We start from the raw sequence: 18171 nt of genomic DNA, 5'->3' as shown, positions 1-18171 counted from the left end.
GCGGCCGACGCGCCGGCAACGCCCTTCGTGCGATTGTCGCTTCGAGCGTATAGGTCGACACCGGCATACGGTCCCAGGTTGTATCGAACCGTTGTCGCACTGATCACTTCCCCCGCAAGCGGGCCTCAACGGCGCCTCAGCCGGGCGCGACCGTCCCGTCGGTCAGTCCGTCGTACATCCCGCGCACGAGCTGGTCCCCGAGCCGGCCCGCATGCCTGAGCGCCCGCTCGAACTCGTCGAGTGCGCGGAAGCGCGCGCCGTAGCGCCGTTGTTCGTCGAGCGGGAGCCGGGGCAGCTGGAGGCGGCGCACGTCCAGGCGCGTGGCCGTGGACGCGTAGCTGCTGGCCTGGCGGTTGTTGGCGGTGCCGCGCAGGAAGCCGGCGAGGAACCAGGGGTCGAGCGCCGTGGGATCGGGGCGCAGGAGCACGAGGTTGCGCCCCAGGGCGGCGCCCCCCGTCGCGTCGTCGATCACGCGCGCCACCGAGCCGCCGCCGAGCACCGGGACGACGATGTCGCCCGGCACCGTCAGCACCGGCTCCTCGTCGCTCTCGGGCAGCGTCCCCGAGGGTGCCGTCCCGGCGAGGACGTCGTGGTCGGTGAGGACCGGCACGCGCGCGTGGCCGCCGTTTCCGCCGGTACGCATCACCAGGGCGCCCCCGCGCGCGAGTTCACCGACGGTGGTGAGCGGCCAGCGCGCGGGCCGTGCGCCGGCCGCGGGGGGCGGGGTGAGCTCGGCGGCCAGCCTCAGGGTCTCCCCCAGGCGCTCGCGTACGGCCGTGAGCTCCTCGGCGCCGTCGGCCGCCGTGGGGGGCGGCAGATGGCGGGCCGGGGCGAGGTCGACGTCGTCGTCGAGGAGTTCGATGACGGGCAGCGCACGCGCCAGACCGGGCCGTTCGTCGAGCGTGCCGGTGCCGTCGAAGACCCGCCAGGCGTCGAGCACGGCGTCCCGGACGGCCCGCCAGTCGGGCCCGCCGCGCCCCTCGGTCGCGAACTGCCCGGCGTCCGCGAGCAGCACCTCGGGCTGCGCCGGGGCCTTGTCGGGCCGGCGCAGCACCCACAGGTGGAGCGGGATGTTGTACGGCGGTGCCGCACCGACCGGCAACGCGACGACGGCCCGCAGCGCGCCGCGGCGCAGCAGGTCGGCGCGGATACGGCGGCCCGAGCGGCGGGAGGCGGCGGCGGGCGGCATGAGGAGGACTGCGGTGCCGCCGTCCTTCAGACGCGCGAGCGCGTGCTGCACCCAGGCCAGTTCGGACTCGGTGCGGGCCGGGAAGCCGTACTCCCAGCGCGGGTCGTAGGCGAGTTCGTCGTGGCCCCAGTTGCGCTCGTTGAAGGGCGGGTGGCACAGGACGGCGTCGGCGCGCAGCTCCGGGTGGCCGTCGGCGCGCAGGGTGTCGCCGACGGCGCCGCGCACGGTGGCGCGGGTGTGCAGTGCGAGCCGGAGCGCGGTGAGGGCGGCGAGGTCGGGGGCGCTGTCCTGGGCGTACAGCTCCTGGTCGGCGCGGGGGGCGACGGCGCGCAGGAGGGCGCCGGTGCCGCAGGCCGGGTCCAGGGCGGTGCGGGCCGGGCCGGCCAGGTCGGCCATGAGGCCGGCGAGTTCGGCGGGGGTGAGCGTGTACTGGCGCGGGTTGGCGTCGAGATGCCGACCGAGCAGGAACTCGAAGGCCTGGCGGGCGCCACCCATCTCGGCGGCCAGCTCGGCGGCGCCGCGCAGGAGGGGGGCGGAGGGGAGGAGGGCGGGGCCGGTCGGGGTGGTGAGCGCGGGGGTGGTGTGGACGGGGGGCGCGGCGTGAGCGGCGCCAGGGGCGTGAGCGGCGTGAGCCGAGGAAGCCGTGTGAACAGCCGGCGGCGTGTTCACAGACCCACGAGTGTTCACCCCGAACCGCGGGGCCAGCACCTGGTCCAGCGCGCCCGGCAACATCGCGGCGAGCCGCTCGTCGGAGCCGGCGCTCACCTCCAGCCAGACCGTGGGCCGGTCATGGATGAGCAGCAGTACGCAGCCGGCGTGCGTGAGGGCCGCGACCGGCCCCTCGGGGTGGCCGGCGAGCTGCTGCCACACCCGCTCCCGCAGCGGGACCTCGGCGAGTTTGCCCTGGTGACGCAGCCATTCCTCGACCTCGGCGAGCGCGAAGGAGGGGCTGGTCTCGGTGCCCCCGACGGGCTTGGGGAAGTCGGCGTGCCGGCGCCGCCAGTTGCTGACGGCGGCACGGCCGACGCCGGCGAGCCGTGCGATTCCGGCCGCGGTCACCTCTGTCGCGTTGTCCTGCACCCGCCGGCTCCCCTCGTTGCGCCCCACACCCACCTGAATCAGCCTGTGCAGCCGAGCATACCGACGCACGCAAGATCTACCCATTCACGGCCGTGTACACGAGAGACTCTGTGAACCGTGTTGACTCGGTTCACAAGCTCTGCTCTTATTGACCCAGCGAACGAGCGGCCGCCGAAAGGGCGGCGGTCGCCGCTCTGGGGAGGGGACAGCCATGGGTATGAAGGGCAAGCTCGCGCTGGGCGCTGTTGTGGGGATCGTCGTCATCGGCGCCGTCTCGGCGAACGGCGGCGGCGACGACAAGAGCAGCTCCAACAGCTCCGACAAGGGCTCTTCGACATCCGCGGACCGCAAGACCGGCGGCGAGAAGGACACGGCGAAGGCCGCCGAGAAGAAGGTCGCGTTCGCGGGCGACGGCGACTTCCAGGTCGGTTCGGACGTCAAGCCCGGCACCTACCGCAGCACCGGCAACACCGACGGCCTCTGCTACTGGGAGCGCGCCAAGGACTCCTCCGGCGAGATGGACTCGCTGCTGGCCAACGACAATGTCGTCGGCACGAGTTACGTCACCGTCAAGGCCACCGACAAGCTCTTCACGTCCAGCGACTGCAACGACTGGGAGGCCGTCGACGAGAAGGCGAAGGGTGGCTCTCCGGCCTCGGAGATGTCCGGCGACGGCGGTATGTTCAGAGTCGGCGTCGACATCGCGCCCGGCACCTACAAATCCACCGGCAACACCGACGACTCCTGCTACTGGGAGCGCACCAAGGACGCCGACCACTCGATCGACTCGATCATCGCGAACAACAACGTCTCCGGCACGGCCGTCGTCACCATCAGCGCCTCGGACGCCTACTTCAAGACGGCCGGCTGCCAGGACTGGAAGAAGTCCGGCTGACCCGGAGCGTCATCGCACGGGGCGCGGGGCGACCGCTCCACGCCCCCGCCCCGGCCGGCCGCAGCCCGGCCGACGGCAGGCCTCATCCGGCCGACTCACCGCAGCGCGCAGGACGCGCTGCCGTTTCACCAACCCACCGTTTCACCAACCCACCGTTTCACCGATCCACCGCTTCACCGATCCCCCGAGGAACACCCATGCGTCGCACCGCACTTGCCGCTCTCTGCCTCGCCGCCGCGGCCACCACCACCGTCACCGGCTGCCTGTCCGACGAGGACAAGGCGCAGGACAAGCCGAACAGTTCGAGCCGGTCGGACAAGGCCGGCGCCTCCGCCGACGCGAAGGAGCCCTTCGCCGGGCTGACCGGCGGGGAGATCGCCGACCGGGCCGCGAAGGCGACGACCGACGCCTCCTCGCTCCGTATGAAGGGCGACATCCCCGACGAGGAGACCGGCGGCACGATCGAGTTCGACATCGCGCTGAACAAGCAGGGCGAGTGCGCCGGCCACATGAGCATGGACGGTGAGGGCAGGACCGACCTGATCCAGACCGGCGGCACCCTCTACTTGAAGTACGACGAGACGTTCCTGCGGGCCCAGAGCAAGGGTGAGCCCAAGGCGGACGTCGACGCGGCCGTGGCGCTGTTGGCCGGGAAGTGGACCAAGATGTCGGCGAACAGCGCGGACGCCGAGGGCATGACGGACCTGTGCGACCTGGAGGCGATGCTCGGCGACGCCACGGACGCCGAGTCGGACGCCACCCGCGGCAAGACCACCGCCGTGAACGGCACGCCCGCGATCACACTGGACGAGAAGGACGGCAAGGACAGCTACACGCTGTACGTCGCCACCGAGGGCGAGCCGTATCTGCTGCGGCTTGTGAGCACGACCCCGTCGGACTCCGGCTCGCTGTCGTTCAGCGAGTTCGACAAGCCGGTCCCGGCGGACAAGCCGACCGGCGAGGTCCTGGACCTGGACGCGCTCGGCTCCTGAGCCACCGGGTCACAGGGGGTGCCGCATCCATACGTTGGGCTCCACGTAGACGGCGTATCCCCGTTCCGGCTCGCAGCGCACCGGCACCAGCGCACCGGGCACCTCGACATCGCCCGCGGTGTCGAAGGGCAGCCCGGTCCAGCCGCGCCACTGCTCCAGCGAGCCGGACACCGTCATGGAGGCCGGCGCCACCGAGTCGATGACGGCGCCGGCCCGGGCGTGCACCCGCAGCCACGGGTCGTGGGGCAGCCCGTCGGGCCGTACGCGGCGGGCGTACTCCTCGATGGGGGTGTGCGGTTCGAGGTGCTTGGCGTTGGGGCGGACGGGGGCGACGACCTCGCGGAAGCCACGGGCGCGGGCGTTGTCCCGCATTGCCGAGAGCATCAGGCCGGACAGGCCGAGGCCCTGGGCGTGCGGGGCGACGGTGACCGAGATGGCGCTGACCGTGTCGGGGCGCACGCCGTGGCGCAGATCGCTGAACGCCCATACGAGCACCTCGTCCCAGCCGCGGGCGGGCAGGGTGCCGCGGCCCTCGACGGCGAGGGCGAACGGCACGCTGTAGGCGTGGGCGACGATCTCGCCCCGCTCGTCCTCGGTGAACTGCACGTACTCCGGCAGCTCGGTGGCGATCCGGCCGTAATGGGCGTTGCCCACATGGTCGTTCGTCACCGGCTCCGGCCAGCTCGACTCCATGGCCACGACCCGCTCGAACATCTCGGGACGCTGGGCCAGGCTCGCTACCTTCCACTCCATGCGCCCACGGTAGGTGGGCGCCACGAGCGTCGGGAAACCCTTTTCCGACCGACCGCGACCGACCGCGACCGCCGGGTCAGCCCCCGCACTGTCGCAGCATCATCTCCTTGTCGGGCGAGGTCACCGGCAGCTCGTACTTCAGGGAGACCTGGGCGAAGCGCACGGCGTAGGAGCAGCGGATCCGCTTGTTCGGGGGGAGCCAGGAGGCGGGGCCGGAGTCGCCCTTGGAGCTGTTGGTGCGGCCGTCGACCGGCATGAGGTTCAGCGGGTCGTTGGCGATGGCCTCGCGTCTGCCCTCGGGCCAGCGGGAGGCGCCCATCTGCCAGTCGTAGGAAAGCGGCATGACGTGGTCGATCTGGACCTCCGTGGCACGGGACTTGGTCCACTCGATCGTCCGGCCGGTGTACGGGTCGTCGAGTCGCATGGACATCACGACGCAGTCCGAGCCCGAGCGGAACTCCAGCTCCTCGCCGTCCCGTTGCAGCAGGTCGTTGCGGGTGTCACAGCCGTTGCGGGCGTACGCGACACCCGGGGCGGAGTCCATCCAGGCGTAGCCGAACTCGTCCCGGCCGTATCCCGTCCTGGGGCCACGGCCCTTCGTCGTCACCTTCTCGATCAGGGCCCGCGCCTCGGCCCGGTCGGCGTCCGAGGTGATGGCCGCGAGGCCCGGTTTCGTTCCGTCGGAGTTGTCGAGCGGGCTGACCGCGCGCCCCTCGCCGCCGTCCCCCGCGGAGCCCGAGGCGGAGTCGTCCAGGGGCAGGTCACCCACGTCCTCGCAGCCCGTGACCGCGAGCAGCATGCCCAGTACCGCGGCGGAGACCGCCGCCCCGCCCCTCAGACGCATCACGGTGCGCCCCTCCCCTGCGTGCCGGTTGTGCCGGTCTCACGGTAGCGGCCGAGAGGTCCAGGCCATATCGGCTGAAAATGCGCATTCCATCGATCTCGGGCGTATCGTCGGTTCTGAGTCGCCCCGGAAGGAGTTCTGGATGGGCATCTTCGACAGGTTCAGGAATCAGGCGCGGGACAAGGCCAAGGACATGTCCGACACCGCGGAACAACAGGTCAACGAGAAGACGGGCAACAAGTACGAGAGCCAGGTCGACGACGCGCAGCAGCGGATCGAGGGCCAGCTCGGCATGGACCGTGACAGGCCCGAGCAACCGTAGGAACCCCAAGGCCGGAGAGCCATCCTGAAACAGAGGCCGTCCGCGGAAGACCCACCAGCCGCGGACGGCTTCGCCTGTCCGGAGCGGCGACCCGTCCGGGCGACCGCCCGTAGCCGTCAGACCCTCCAGAGCTGTCAGATGTTCCCGAGCCGTCAGACCTTCCCGATGCCGAGCGTCGTCTCCGACGGCAGCAGCCCCGAGGACAGCACCGCGACCCAGAACTCGCCGAGCAGTTCAGTGAGTCGGTCCACGTCCTGCGGGGTGAGCGCCCGCCAGGGTGCGGCGGCCAGGCGGTCGGTGTGCTCCTCGACGGTGCGGCGCAGGTCGCGGCCCGCCTCCGTCGCCGTACCGCCGGAGTCGACCAGGCCGCGGGCGGTGAGGCGTTCGCGTGCCGCCGCCCATTGCTCCGCACTCCAGCCGCGGCTCTCGAAGCGTTCGACGGAGGCGGCGCCTATCGCGGCGAAGGAAACGAGCGACTCGACCGGGTCGAGGCCCGCCACGAGCAGGGCCGCGAGGTGGCCGTCGCCGCGGTGCTCGCGCAGGATCGTCGCCGCGTGCCAGAGCTGGAGGTGTGGGGCCTCGGGCCAGTCCAGTTCGGCGTTGGCCGCGGCGAGCGGGCGGCCGGCCGTGTTCGCCGCCTCGGCGGCGCGCCGGGCGAGGGCGGCGGCCTCCGCCAGCTCCGGACTGTCGGTGCGGTCACCGAATATCGCGCGGTACGCCCGGTCCATGCCGCGCAGTCGCGCCGCCAGCACGCCCTCCGGGCTCGCGATCGACCACGCCGGGTCGATGTGTTCGGCGACCATGCGGGGGTTGAAGCTGTAGAAGGCGGACGCCACCCGCTCGCTCCCGGCCGCGCCCAACGGCGCCGCCCGGAAGGGGAAGTAGCTCGGCCAGCGCTCCTTCGTCCCGTACCCGAGCTCGGCGGCCTCCTCGAAGACCTCCGGCGCGTAGTACAGCACCGCGTGCAGCGGCTCCAGCAGATGCCAGAGCTGACGGACTCGGGCCGGCTCGATCCCGCCGTTCGATTCGCGCGTCAATTCCTCGTGCGTCGACATGTGACTCCCCCTCACACTCCACAACTAGACACTGCCTAGATTGCCCGAGCATCCCCAACTTGTCAACGCCTAGATTGCGGATACCCTGCTGAGCATGACCCCCGCACAGTCCTCCGCCCAGCCGCCCGCACAGCCCAAGAAGCCCGGCGAACGCCGCTACCACCACGGTGACCTGCGCCGCGCCATCCTCACCGCCGCCCTCGACGTCATCGCCGCCGACGGTCCGTCCGCGCTCAGCCTGCGCGATCTCGCCCGCCGCGCCGAGGTCTCGCACGCGGCCCCGGCCCACCACTTCAAGGACCGCACCGGGCTGCTCACCGCGATCGCGGCCGAAGGCTTCGGGCTGCTCGCGGCCGCTCTCACCGAGGCCGCGGACCTCAAGGACTCGGGCGTGCGCTACGTACGCTTCGCCCGCGAGCACCCGGCGCACTTCCAGGTGATGTTCACACCCGAGCTGCTGCGCGCCGACGACCTCGAACTCACCACGGCCCGCGCCCTCGCCGGCGACGCCCTGCGCGGGGCGGTCGCCGGCGTGCGGCCGGAGGAACTCGGCGTGGACAACCGGCTCGCGGGCGTCGCCGCGTGGTCGCTGGCGCACGGGTTCGCGACGCTGCTGCTGAGCCACAACCTGGACGGACCCGTCGGGGAGAAGGATCCGGAGGAGGTGTTCCGGGCGCTGGCGGCGCTGCTGTTCCGGGCGGGCGAGATCCGGTGACCGCCCCTCAGGACCCCAGGATCGACGCCAGGAACTCCCCGACCCAGCCCAGCAGTTCCCGCCCGACGAGCGGCTTGCCGCCCACCTTCGCGGTCTTGGGCCGCGGCACCAGGACCTGGTGCGCCGCCGGCTTGATGACCGTGCCGGGATAGAGGCGCTTGACCCGCAGTTCCTGGGACTCGCGCAACTCCACCGGTGCGAAGCGGATGTTGTTGCCCTGGAGGACGATCTCGCCGACGCCGCACGCGCGCGCGAGCATGCGCAGGCCCGCCACCAACAGCAGGTTCTCCACCGGCTCGGGCAACTTGCCGTAGCGGTCGACGAGTTCCTCGCGTACGGCCTTGATGTCCTCCTCCGTGTTGGCGGAGGCGATGGCCCGGTAGGCCTGGAGGCGGAGCCGCTCGCCGGGGGCGTAGTCGTGCGGGACGTGCGCGTCGACGGGGAGCTCGATCTTGACCTCCAGGGGCGGCTCCTCCTCGACCCCGCCCTCCAGGGAGGCGCGGTAGTCCGCGACGGCCTCGCCGACCATGCGGACGTACAGGTCGAAGCCGACGCCCGCGATGTGGCCGGACTGCTCGCCGCCCAGGAGGTTGCCCGCGCCGCGGATCTCCAGGTCCTTCATCGCCACGTACATACCCGCGCCCATCTCCGTGTGCTGGGCGATGGTCGCCAGGCGCTCGTGGGCGGTCTCCGTCAGGGGCTTCTCCGGCGGGTACAGGAAGTACGCGTAGCCCCGCTCCCGGCCTCGGCCGACCCGGCCGCGCAGCTGGTGCAGCTGGGACAGGCCGAAGTTGTCGCCGCGCTCCACGATCAGCGTGTTGGCGTTGGAGATGTCGATGCCGGACTCGACGATCGTCGTCGAGACGAGTACGTCGAACTTCTTCTCCCAGAAGTCGACGACGACCTGTTCCAGCGCCTGCTCCGACATCTGGCCGTGGGCCGTCGCGATCCGGGCCTCGGGGACGATCTCGCGCAGCCGGGCGGCCGCGCGGTCGATCGACTCCACCCGGTTGTGGATGTAGAAGACCTGGCCCTCGCGCAGCAGTTCACGGCGGATGGCCGCGCCGATCTGCTTCTCCTCGTACGGGCCGACGAAGGTCAGGACCGGGTGGCGCTCCTCCGGCGGGGTGGTGATCGTGGACATTTCGCGGATGCCCGTCACCGCCATCTCCAGCGTGCGCGGGATCGGGGTCGCGGACATCGTCAGGACGTCCACATTGGCGCGCAGCTTCTTCAGCTGCTCCTTGTGCTCGACGCCGAAGCGCTGCTCCTCGTCGACGATGACCAGGCCCAGGTCCTTGAACTTCGTCTCCGACGAGAAGAGGCGGTGGGTGCCGATGACGACGTCCACCGAGCCCTCCTTCAGGCCCTCAAGGACGGCCTTCGCCTCGGTGTCGGTCTGGAAGCGCGACAGGGCCCGGGTGTTCACCGGGAACTGCGAGTAGCGCTCGGAGAACGTCCCGAAGTGCTGCTGCACCAGCAGGGTCGTGGGGACGAGCACGGCCACCTGCTTGCCGTCCTGTACGGCCTTGAAGGCGGCCCGCACCGCGATCTCCGTCTTGCCGTAGCCGACGTCGCCGCAGATCAGGCGGTCCATCGGGACCGACTTCTCCATGTCCTCCTTGACCTCGGCGATCGTGGTGAGCTGGTCGGGCGTCTCGGCGTAGGGGAAGGCGTCCTCCAGCTCGCGCTGCCAGGGAGTGTCCGAGCCGAAGGCGTGCCCGGGGGCCGCCATACGGGCCGAGTAGAGCTTGATGAGGTCCGCCGCGATCTCCTTGACGGCCTTCTTCGCGCGCGCCTTGGTCTTCGTCCAGTCCGCGCCGCCGAGGCGGTGCAGCGTGGGCGCCTCGCCGCCGACGTACTTGGTGATCTGCTCCAGCTGATCGGTGGGGATGTAGAGGCGGTCGCCGGGCTGGCCGCGCTTGGCGGGGGCGTACTCCACGACGAGGTACTCGCGCGTGGCGCCCTGGACGGTCCGCTGCACCATCTCGATGTAGCGGCCGACGCCGTGCTGCTCGTGGACGATGTAGTCGCCGGCTTCGAGGGTGAGCGGGTCGATGGTCTTCCTGCGGCGCGCGGGCATGCGGGCGCCGTCCTTGCCGGCCGCCTTCTGGCCCGACAGGTCGGTCTCCGTCAGCACGGCGAGCCGGAGTGCCGGGTCGACGAAGCCGTAGTCGATGGAGCCGCACGCCACGTGCACGAGCGAGGGGCTCAGGGCCGTCAGGTCCGCGTCCAGGCGGGCCGCGATGCCCTCGCCGCCGAGGACCTCGACGGTACGGGCGGCCGGGCCGTGGCCCTCGGTGACGTAGACCGTGCGCCAGCCGTCGGCGAGCCAGCCCTTGGTGTCGGCCAGCGCCTTCGCGGTGTCGCCGCGGTAGGTCTCGGGCGCGTGCATGCCGAGCTTGAGCGTGTCGGCCTCTTCGAGGACGTCGTCGGCCGCGAACGGCGACACCGACCACCACATCATGTCCAGCTCGCGCGCGCGGTCGCGGACGTCGGCGATGGACCACAGGGAGGCCGCGCCGACGTCGATGGGCGCCTCGCCGCCGCCCGCGGTGGCCGCCCACGACGCCTGGAGGAACTCCTGGCTGGTCGCGACGAGGTCGGCGGCACGCGTGCGGACCCGCTCGGGGTCGCACACGACGGCCATGGCGCCCTTGGGCAGCACGTCGAGCAGCAGCTCCATGTCGTCGACAAGGACCGGAGCGAGGGATTCCATCCCTTCCACGGCGATGCCCTCGGCGATCTTGCCGAGCAGCTCGCCGAGCTCGGGGTGTTCCTCGGCGAGGGCACGCGCGCGTGCGCGTACGTCGTCGGTGAGCAGCAGCTCGCGGCAGGGCGGCGCCCACAGGCCGTGCTCGGCGACCTCCAGGGAGCGCTGGTCGGCGACCTTGAAGTAGCGGATCTCCTCGACGTCGTCGCCCCAGAACTCGACGCGCAGGGGGTGTTCCTCGGTGGGCGGGAACACGTCGAGGATGCCGCCTCGTACGGCGAACTCGCCGCGCTTCTCGACCAGCTCGACGCGGGAGTACGCGGCGGCGGCGAGGGCCTCGACGATCTGGTTCAGGTCGGCGGTCTGCCCGGTGCGCAGGGCTACGGGTTCCAGGTCGCCGAGGCCCTTGACCTGCGGCTGGAGGACCGAGCGTACGGGCGCGACGACGACGGAGACCGGGCCGGTCTCGGGGTCGTCCGGGCGGGGGTGGGCCAGCCGGCGCAGGACGGCGAGGCGGCGGCCGACGGTGTCGCTGCGGGGGCTGAGGCGCTCGTGCGGGAGGGTCTCCCAGGACGGGTACTCCACGACGCCCTCCGGGGGGAGGAGGGAGCGCAGGGCGGCGGCGAGGTCCTCGGCCTCGCGGCCCGTCGCCGTCACCGCCAGCACGGGGCGGCCGGTCTCGCGGGCCAGGGCGGCGACCGCGAAGGGGCGCGCCGCCGGGGGGCCGACGAGGTCGACGTGCATGCGGTTGCCGTCGGTGGCCGCGGCGATCGCTTCCGCGAGGGCGGTGTCCTTGACTACGGCGTCGAGCAGACCGTGCAGGCTCATTCGGGGGCGGCTTTCGTCCGGGGGCGGGCAACACGAACCGCCCGACGCGCGCTGCGGGCCGGGGGTCTCTCCAGCGTACGTCGCTGCGCGGGCGGGCGCCGGGGCTGTGGACAACGTCCGCCGTGTGGACAACCTGCGTGGGTGTGGGCGCCTCTGGGGGCGCCGCCCCCAGAGGCCCGGCCTGTGTCCCCATCGCAGAAGAGCCCGGTGCCGGAAGTCCCCCAAGACTCCCGGCACCGGGCCCCGCAACCCCCGTATGCGGTGGCTGCTTCCTGCGCTACTCCGTCGCGATCGCCTTCAGGACGTTCATGCGGCCCGCCCGGAACGCCGGGATCAGGGCGGCGAACAGGCCCACGAAGGCCGAGCCGATGAAGACGCCGATGATCGTCGGCCAGGGGATGTCGAGGACGTTCAGGCCCTCCAGCGCGAGCAGCTTCTGGGCCGTCGCGCCCCAGCCCATTCCGAGCCCGAGGCCCAGCAGGGCGCCGAAGAGGGCGATGACCACCGACTCCATGCGGATCATCCGGCGCAGCTGGCGGCGGGAGAGGCCGATGGCCCGCATCAGGCCGATCTCCCTCGTCCGCTCCACCACCGACAGGGCCAGCGTGTTCACCACGCCCAGCACCGCCACGATGATCGCCAGGGCGAGCAGGCCGTAGACCATGTTCAGCAGCTGGCCGACCTGGTTCTTCAGCTCTTCCTTGTAGTCCGTCTGGTCACGGACCTGGTACTGCGGGTAGGGGTCCAGCGCCTTCTTCAGGGCCGCGTACGCCTGGTCCTGCTGGCCCTCCTTCGCCTCGGCGAACATGATCGAGTTCGGCGGGATCCGGTCGGCCGGGAGGTACTTCTGCATCGTCTCGATGCTGATGTACCGCGCACCCTGGTCGAACACGCTGTCGTCGTCGGTGATCGCCGCGACCTTCAGCTTCGCCGTCTCGCCGCCCTTGAAGGCGACGGTAAGCGTGTCGCCGACCCGCACGTGGTGCTTCTTGGCGTAGTCGGAGCCGACCGACATGGCGTCCTTGCCGTAGGCGTCCGTGAGGGTGCCCGCCGTGGTCGGGCGGCTCAGGTCCTCCGGATAGGTCGGGTCGGCGGCCGTGACGCCGTCGTCCTCCGTCTTGCCGTCGGGCGAGGTGAGGGTGGCGTCGATCTCCTTGTAGCGGGTGACGTGGGCCAGGCCGGGGCTCTCCTGCATCGCCTTCTCGGCCTCGGGGAAGATCCGCTGGTTGCCCTGGACGATGAAGTCGGCGCCGACCGACTTGTCCAGCTCGCTCGTCGCGGAGGCGACCATCGAGGAGCCGACCACCGACAGACAGGCCACCAGTGCCAGGCCGATCATCAGGGCGGCGCCCGTGGCGCCGGTGCGGCGCGGGTTGCGCAGGGCGTTGCGCTCGGCCATCCGGCCCACGGGGCCGAAGGCCCGCAGCAGCACCGCGCTGATCACCCGGACCACCCCGCCCGCCAGCAGCGGGCCGATGATGACGAAGCCGATCAGGGACAGCACCACACCGCCGCCGAGCATCAGCGCGCCGTCGCTCGCCTTGTCGGCCGTGGCGGCCAGATAGAGGGCGGCGGCTCCCGAGCCCGTCAGCACCAGGCCGATCAGGCCGCGCACCCAGCCCGCCCTGCCGTCGGCCGGGGTGCCGGCGTCGCGCAGTGCGGCCATCGGGGAGACCTTGCCGGCGCGGCGGGCCGGCAGATAGGCGGCGAGGACGGTGACGACGACACCCAGGACGAGGCCGGCCACCGGGGTGGCGGTCTTGATGGTGAGGTCGTCCGTGGAGAGGTTCATGCCGGCCATCGACATCAGTTCCATCAGGCCGATCGCGATGCCGACGCCCGCGCCGACGCCGAGGATCGAGCCGACGAAGCCGAGCAGCAGGGCCTCGACCAGCACGGAGCGGTTGACCTGCTTGCGGGAGGAGCCGATCGCCCGCATCAGGCCGATCTCGCGGGTGCGCTGGGCGACCAGCATGGAGAAGGTGTTGATGATCAGGAAGACGCCGACCAGGAAGGCGATCCCGGCGAAGCCGAGCATGGCGTACTTGATGACGCCCATGAACTCGTTGACGTCCTCGCGGTTCTCGTCGGCGCTCTCCTTGGCCGTCTGGAGCTTGAACGTGCCGTCCAGGGCCTGGGCGACGTTCTGCTTGAGCCGCTCGTCGCTGACACCGGACGCGGCGGTGGCGAGGATCTGGGTGAAACGGCCCTCGGCGCCGAGAAGTTCGCGCTGGGCGGTGGCGGTGTCGAAGTAGACGATCGCGGCGCCGGGGTTGGTCACCTTGAAGGTGGCGATACCGACGATGCGCGCCTTGAAGTCGCCGACGACGGAGATGGTGCGCAGTTCGTCGCCGAGCTTGAGGTCGTGCTTGTCGACGGTGTCGGCGTCGACCATGACCTCGGTGGGTCCGCGCGGGGCGTGCCCGGAGGTGATCTCCATCGACCGCAGGTCGTTCTTGGTCCAGTTGCCGGCGATGGTCGGGGCGCCGCTGCTCGACCCCATGTTGTCGTTGTCGCTGTCGACGACGGTCACGTTCATCGAACTGACCGCGCCCTCGGCGGACTTGACGCCCTCCGCCTTCGCCACCTGCGCCAGGGTGGAGGCCGGCAGCGACTCGGGCTTGCCGTTCTGCGCGGCCTCGTCGCTCTTGGCCTCCTTCGGGGAGACCGTGACGTCGGAGGCGGTGGTGGCGAAGAGCTTGTCGAACGTCGTGTTCATGGTGTCGGTGAACACCAGCGTGCCGCACACGAAGGCCACCGACAGCAGGACGGCCACGGCCGACAGGGCCATGCGTCCCTTGTGCGCGAAGAAGTTGCGCATCGAGGTCTTCACGACGGTCATGACGTGCGCCCCCGGGCGTCGAAGTCCTTCATGCGGTCCAGCACGGCGTCGGCGGTCGGGCGGAGCATCTCGTCGACGATCCGGCCGTCGGCGAGGTACAGCACACGGTCCGCGTAGGAGGCGGCGACCGGGTCGTGCGTGACCATCACGATGGTCTGCCCGAGCTCGTCGACCGAGCGCCGCAGGAAGCCCAGTACCTCGGCACCCGCGCGCGAGTCGAGGTTTCCGGTCGGCTCGTCACCGAAGATGATCTCGGGCCGGGCGGCCAGCGCCCGGGCCACGGCGACGCGCTGCTGCTGGCCGCCGGAGAGCTGGGTGGGCCGATGCTTGAGCCGCCCGGCGAGCCCCACGGTGTCCACGACCCGCGCCAGCCACTCCTTGTCGGGCTTGCGGCCGGCGATGTCCATGGGCAGCGTGATGTTCTCTATCGCGTTGAGCGTCGGCAGCAGGTTGAACGCCTGGAAGATGAACCCGATCCGGTCCCGGCGCAGCTGCGTGAGCTTCTTGTCCTTCAGGCCGGTGATCTCGGTGTCGTCCAGGTAGATCTGGCCGCTGGACACGGTGTCGAGACCGGCGAGGCAGTGCATGAGCGTGGACTTGCCGGAGCCCGAGGGGCCCATGATCGCGGTGAACTGGCCGCGGGCGATGTCCACATCGACATGGTCGAGGGCGACGACGCGGGTCTCCCCGGCCCCGTAGGCCTTGACGACCTGCCGCGCCCGCGCGGCAACGGCCGTACGCCCTCCAGTGCCCCCGTGCCTGGGAATGGTCACAGCCGATGTCACGGTATGTCTCCTATGTCGGTCAGCAGATGAAGCAAGCGAATCAGTGCAAGGAACGTGTGAAGCGGTACGTCCATGAGTCTGGCGGCGGGAGGGGGTCCGGCGCGCTGGTGCCCAGTGCAGTCTTCTCCGGGGGAAAACCCCACCCTCGATGGTTCGGTCAGCCGCCCCCCAGCGGCGTAAAGCCAGGTTAAGGACCGCCCCCGGGCCGTCTCGTCCTCCGTCGGGACGAACCCACCCCGGCCGTTAGTACGGAACTACCCCTAAGGGCACTCCACCCTTCGGTGGAGTGCGCCTCGGGGTCGCCTCCACCCTCGGGCCCACTCCACGCTGCACCCTCCCGTCACGTGAGGCTCAAGTGGGAAGCTGGTCGGCGGCAGATAGGTGCAGTGGGAAGGAATCCGGTGGGCCGTACCAGACCGGCGATACCCAAGGGCGCACAGCGCACCGGAACCGACCGGCGCGGCGCCGTCGTGGCGGCCCTGATGCTCGCGATGGCGCTGGCCGCGCTCGATGCCACCGTCGTCTCCACCGCCGTACCCCAGATCGTCGGCGACCTGGGCGGCTTCTCCTACTTCTCCTGGCTGTTCTCCGGCTATCTGCTGGCCGTGACCGTCACCCTGCCCGTCTACGGCAAGCTCTCCGACACCTTCGGCCGCAAGCCGGTGCTGGTCGCGGGCGCGGCGGTGTTCCTGCTGGGCTCGCTGCTGTGCGCCGCCGCCTGGAACATGGGGGCGCTGATCGCCTTCCGGATCGTGCAGGGGCTGGGCGGCGGTGCGCTCCAGGGCACGGTCCAGACGCTCGCCGCCGATCTGTATCCGCTGGAGGAGCGCCCCAAGATCCAGTCCAAGCTGTCCACGGTGTGGGCGGTGTCGGCGGTCGCCGGGCCCGGCGTGGGCGGCGTGCTCGCGGCGTACGCGGACTGGCGGTGGATCTTCCTCGTCAACCTGCCCATCGGAGCGGTGGCGTTGTGGCTGATCGTCCGCCATCTGCACGAGCCGGAACGGAAAACGCCCTCCACGCGCGCGCGTGACGGGAAATCGCCCTCCACGCGCGCGCGTGTCGACTGGGCGGGCGCGCTGGCGGTGTTCGCCTGCGGGGGCGTGCTGCTGACGGCGCTGGTGCAGGGTGGAGTGGCCTGGCCGTGGCTGTCGGCGCCCTCCGTCGCCATGCTCGGTACGGGGCTCGCGCTGGTGGTGGTCGTGGTGCTGGTGGAGCGCCGGGCGGCCGAGCCGATCATCCCTGGCTGGGTGTGGCGGCGCCGCACGATCGCCGCGGTGAACCTGGCGCTCGGCGCCCTGGGCCTGCTCATGGTCGCGCCGACCGTCTTCCTGCCCACGTATGCCCAGTCGGTCCTCGGCCTCGGCCCCGTGGCCGCCGGATTCGTGCTGTCCGTATGGACGTTGAGCTGGCCGGTGTCGGCCGCGTTCAGCCAGCACGTGTACCGCAGGATCGGCTTCCGCGACACCGCGCTGTTCGGCATGGCGGCGGCCGCGCTGATCCTGTTCGCGTTCCCGTTCCTGCCCTACCCGGGCGCAGCCTGGCAGCCGACCCTGCTGATGCTGCTGCTCGGCGGCGCGCTCGGCCTGTTCCAGCTCCCGCTGATCGTCGGAGTCCAGTCGACGGTGGGCTGGTCGGAGCGCGGCACGACGACGGCGTCGGTGCTGTTCTGCCGCCAGACCGGCCAGACGATGGGCGCGGCGGTGTTCGGCGCGGTCGCCAACGGCGTGCTGGCGGCGCGTCTTGGCGGGGCGGGCGACCTGGACTCGGTGACCCGCGCCCTCGACTCCGGTACGGCCACGGAGGCGACCCGGCACGCCATCGCGGACGCCGTGCACGCGGTGTACCTGGGCGCGGCGTGCGCGGCGGCGCTGGCGTTCCTGGTGCTGCTGTTCCTGGCCCCGCGGAAATTCCCGGTGATCACCGACTGAGCGTCCCTATGCTCACCGCATGATCAGGCTGGAACGGCTGCGCGCCGATCACGCGAACGCCCTGCTGGCCTTCGAGCAGGAGAACCGCGCGTACTTCGTGCGCACGATCCCGGACCGGGGGGACGCGTACTTCACCGACTTCGCCGCCCTTCATGCCGCTCGCCTGGCCGAACAGGAGGCGGGTGTCTGCCACTTCCATGTGGTGACCGACGAGGACGGGCGACTGCTCGGCCGCGTCAACCTGATCGACGTCGAGAACGGCAGCGCCGAACTCGGTTACCGCATCGGGGAACACGCGTCCGGTCGGGGCGTGGCGACGGCGGCGGTCGGCGAGCTGTGCCGGACGGCGGCGACGACGTACGGTCTGGTCGCCCTCACCGCGGTCACGACGCTCGACAACCTCGCCTCCAGGGCCGTACTGGAGCGCAACGGCTTCCTCGCGACCGGGGAGTTCACCCTCACCGGGCGCCCCGGCATCGGCTACCGGCGCGCACTCCCCTAGGCCTTGCCGACCGCCTCCTTGCGGATGAGGTCGAGGAAGCTCGGTGTGTTCTGCGTCGTGCGGACGTCGACGAAGGCGCCGACGTGCCGCCGCCCCTCCGTGGCCTGGCGCAGCAGTTCGTGGGCGAGGTCGGCGCGTGAGGTGTAGCGGCCGGGCAGGCGGCTCGTGCCGGTCTCGTAGGCGCTGACCTCGTCCGCGTCGAAGAGGCCGCCGGGCCGCAGGACCGTCCAGTCGAGGTCGCAGGTGACGACGACCTCCTCCATGCGGCGCATGTCGTCGTAGACGGTGCGCCCCATGAAGCGGGCGATGCCCGGCTCCAGGATCTTCCGGAACAGGAAGTTCTCGCCGGGCGCGGGCGTCCCGAACAGGACGGTGGAGGTGACGCCGACGAACCGGCGTACGCCGTGCCGGGTCATGGCCTCGGTGATGTGCGCGACGCCGGCGGAGTACACGCTGACCGGCTCGCGGCTGTACGGCACGCCGAGCGCGGAGACGACGGCGTCCTGCCCGGCGACCGCGCGCTCCACCGCGGCCGGGTCGTGGACGTCCGCCGCCAGGACCCTGACCCGCGGCCCCGTTTCCGGGAACGCGTCGGGATTGCGGGTCACGGCCGTGACGGTGTGCCCGGCCTCGCTCGCCTGCGCGACGGTACGGCGGCCGGTGGGGCCGTTGGCGCCGAAGACGACGATCTTCATGGTGGTGTTCCTCTCGTGGACGGGTGCTGCTCT

At 71.4% G+C, this 18171-nt stretch carries 14 protein-coding genes; 6 read left to right on the top strand and 8 right to left on the bottom strand.

Annotated elements, in window-relative coordinates; genetic code table 11:
- Positions 1–136: 136 nt before the first annotated feature.
- Positions 137–2269 (bottom strand): N-6 DNA methylase, encoded by a 2133-nt coding sequence (locus tag AB0Q90_RS37580; protein ID WP_363164871.1) that lies wholly within the window; start codon positions 2267–2269, stop codon positions 137–139.
- 211 nt (positions 2270–2480) lie between these two features.
- Here AB0Q90_RS37580 and AB0Q90_RS37575 point away from each other — a divergent pair, with 211 nt between their 5' ends.
- Both AB0Q90_RS37575 and AB0Q90_RS37570 read left to right on the top strand, forming a co-directional pair.
- Entirely contained in the window at positions 2481–3164 is a 684-nt protein-coding gene (locus AB0Q90_RS37575; RefSeq protein WP_363164870.1) for a hypothetical protein, read from the top strand.
- Between the two features lie 197 nt (positions 3165–3361).
- Entirely contained in the window at positions 3362–4156 is a 795-nt protein-coding gene (locus tag AB0Q90_RS37570; RefSeq protein ID WP_363164869.1) for a hypothetical protein, read from the top strand.
- 9 nt (positions 4157–4165) lie between these two features.
- On the opposite strand, the gene AB0Q90_RS37565 is transcribed toward AB0Q90_RS37570, so the two are convergent.
- On the bottom strand, positions 4166–4909 hold the full coding sequence (locus tag AB0Q90_RS37565; RefSeq protein WP_363164868.1) for an N-acetyltransferase: 744 nt from the start codon (positions 4907–4909) through the stop codon (positions 4166–4168).
- A gap of 76 nt (positions 4910–4985) precedes the next feature.
- Complete coding sequence (locus AB0Q90_RS37560; RefSeq protein ID WP_363164941.1) at positions 4986–5753, bottom strand: HNH endonuclease family protein; 768 nt, start codon at positions 5751–5753, stop codon at positions 4986–4988.
- A 142-nt stretch (positions 5754–5895) separates the two neighbouring features.
- Here AB0Q90_RS37560 and AB0Q90_RS37555 point away from each other — a divergent pair, with 142 nt between their 5' ends.
- The gene (locus AB0Q90_RS37555) at positions 5896–6075 is read left to right on the top strand and encodes an antitoxin (protein ID WP_363164867.1); all 180 of its coding nucleotides are present in this window, start codon (positions 5896–5898) and stop codon (positions 6073–6075) included.
- Positions 6076–6227: 152 nt separating this feature from the next.
- On the opposite strand, the gene AB0Q90_RS37550 is transcribed toward AB0Q90_RS37555, so the two are convergent.
- Entirely contained in the window at positions 6228–7130 is a 903-nt protein-coding gene (locus AB0Q90_RS37550; protein WP_363164866.1) for a hypothetical protein, read from the bottom strand.
- A gap of 94 nt (positions 7131–7224) precedes the next feature.
- On the opposite strand from AB0Q90_RS37550, the gene AB0Q90_RS37545 reads away from it, so the two are divergent.
- Positions 7225–7845 (top strand): TetR/AcrR family transcriptional regulator, encoded by a 621-nt coding sequence (locus AB0Q90_RS37545; protein WP_363164865.1) that lies wholly within the window; start codon positions 7225–7227, stop codon positions 7843–7845.
- Between the two features lie 7 nt (positions 7846–7852).
- Here the strand turns inward: AB0Q90_RS37545 and mfd are convergent, their stop codons facing one another.
- The 3 genes from mfd to AB0Q90_RS37530 form a co-directional block, all read right to left on the bottom strand.
- Positions 7853–11386, bottom strand: a complete 3534-nt coding sequence (mfd, locus tag AB0Q90_RS37540; RefSeq protein ID WP_363164864.1) for a transcription-repair coupling factor — start codon at positions 11384–11386, stop codon at positions 7853–7855.
- A gap of 277 nt (positions 11387–11663) precedes the next feature.
- Positions 11664–14228, bottom strand: a complete 2565-nt coding sequence (locus AB0Q90_RS37535) for an FtsX-like permease family protein (RefSeq protein ID WP_363164863.1) — start codon at positions 14226–14228, stop codon at positions 11664–11666.
- Positions 14225–15013, bottom strand: a complete 789-nt coding sequence (locus AB0Q90_RS37530) for an ABC transporter ATP-binding protein (protein ID WP_363164862.1) — start codon at positions 15011–15013, stop codon at positions 14225–14227. The genes AB0Q90_RS37535 and AB0Q90_RS37530 overlap by 4 nt, the downstream gene beginning before the upstream one ends.
- A gap of 401 nt (positions 15014–15414) precedes the next feature.
- On the opposite strand from AB0Q90_RS37530, the gene AB0Q90_RS37525 reads away from it, so the two are divergent.
- Positions 15415–16941, top strand: a complete 1527-nt coding sequence (locus AB0Q90_RS37525) for an MFS transporter (protein ID WP_363164861.1) — start codon at positions 15415–15417, stop codon at positions 16939–16941.
- 19 nt (positions 16942–16960) lie between these two features.
- Entirely contained in the window at positions 16961–17443 is a 483-nt protein-coding gene (locus tag AB0Q90_RS37520; protein WP_363164860.1) for a GNAT family N-acetyltransferase, read from the top strand.
- Here AB0Q90_RS37520 and AB0Q90_RS37515 read toward each other — a convergent pair.
- Positions 17440–18138, bottom strand: a complete 699-nt coding sequence (locus AB0Q90_RS37515; protein ID WP_363164859.1) for an NAD(P)H-binding protein — start codon at positions 18136–18138, stop codon at positions 17440–17442. The two genes, AB0Q90_RS37520 and AB0Q90_RS37515, sit on opposite strands and share 4 nt — an antisense overlap.
- Positions 18139–18171: the final 33 nt, after the last annotated feature.

The organism is Streptomyces sp. NPDC079141 (assembly GCF_040686775.1).
Lineage (GTDB): Bacteria > Actinomycetota > Actinomycetes > Streptomycetales > Streptomycetaceae > Streptomyces.
This window is presented reverse-complemented; position numbering and strand designations above follow the sequence as displayed.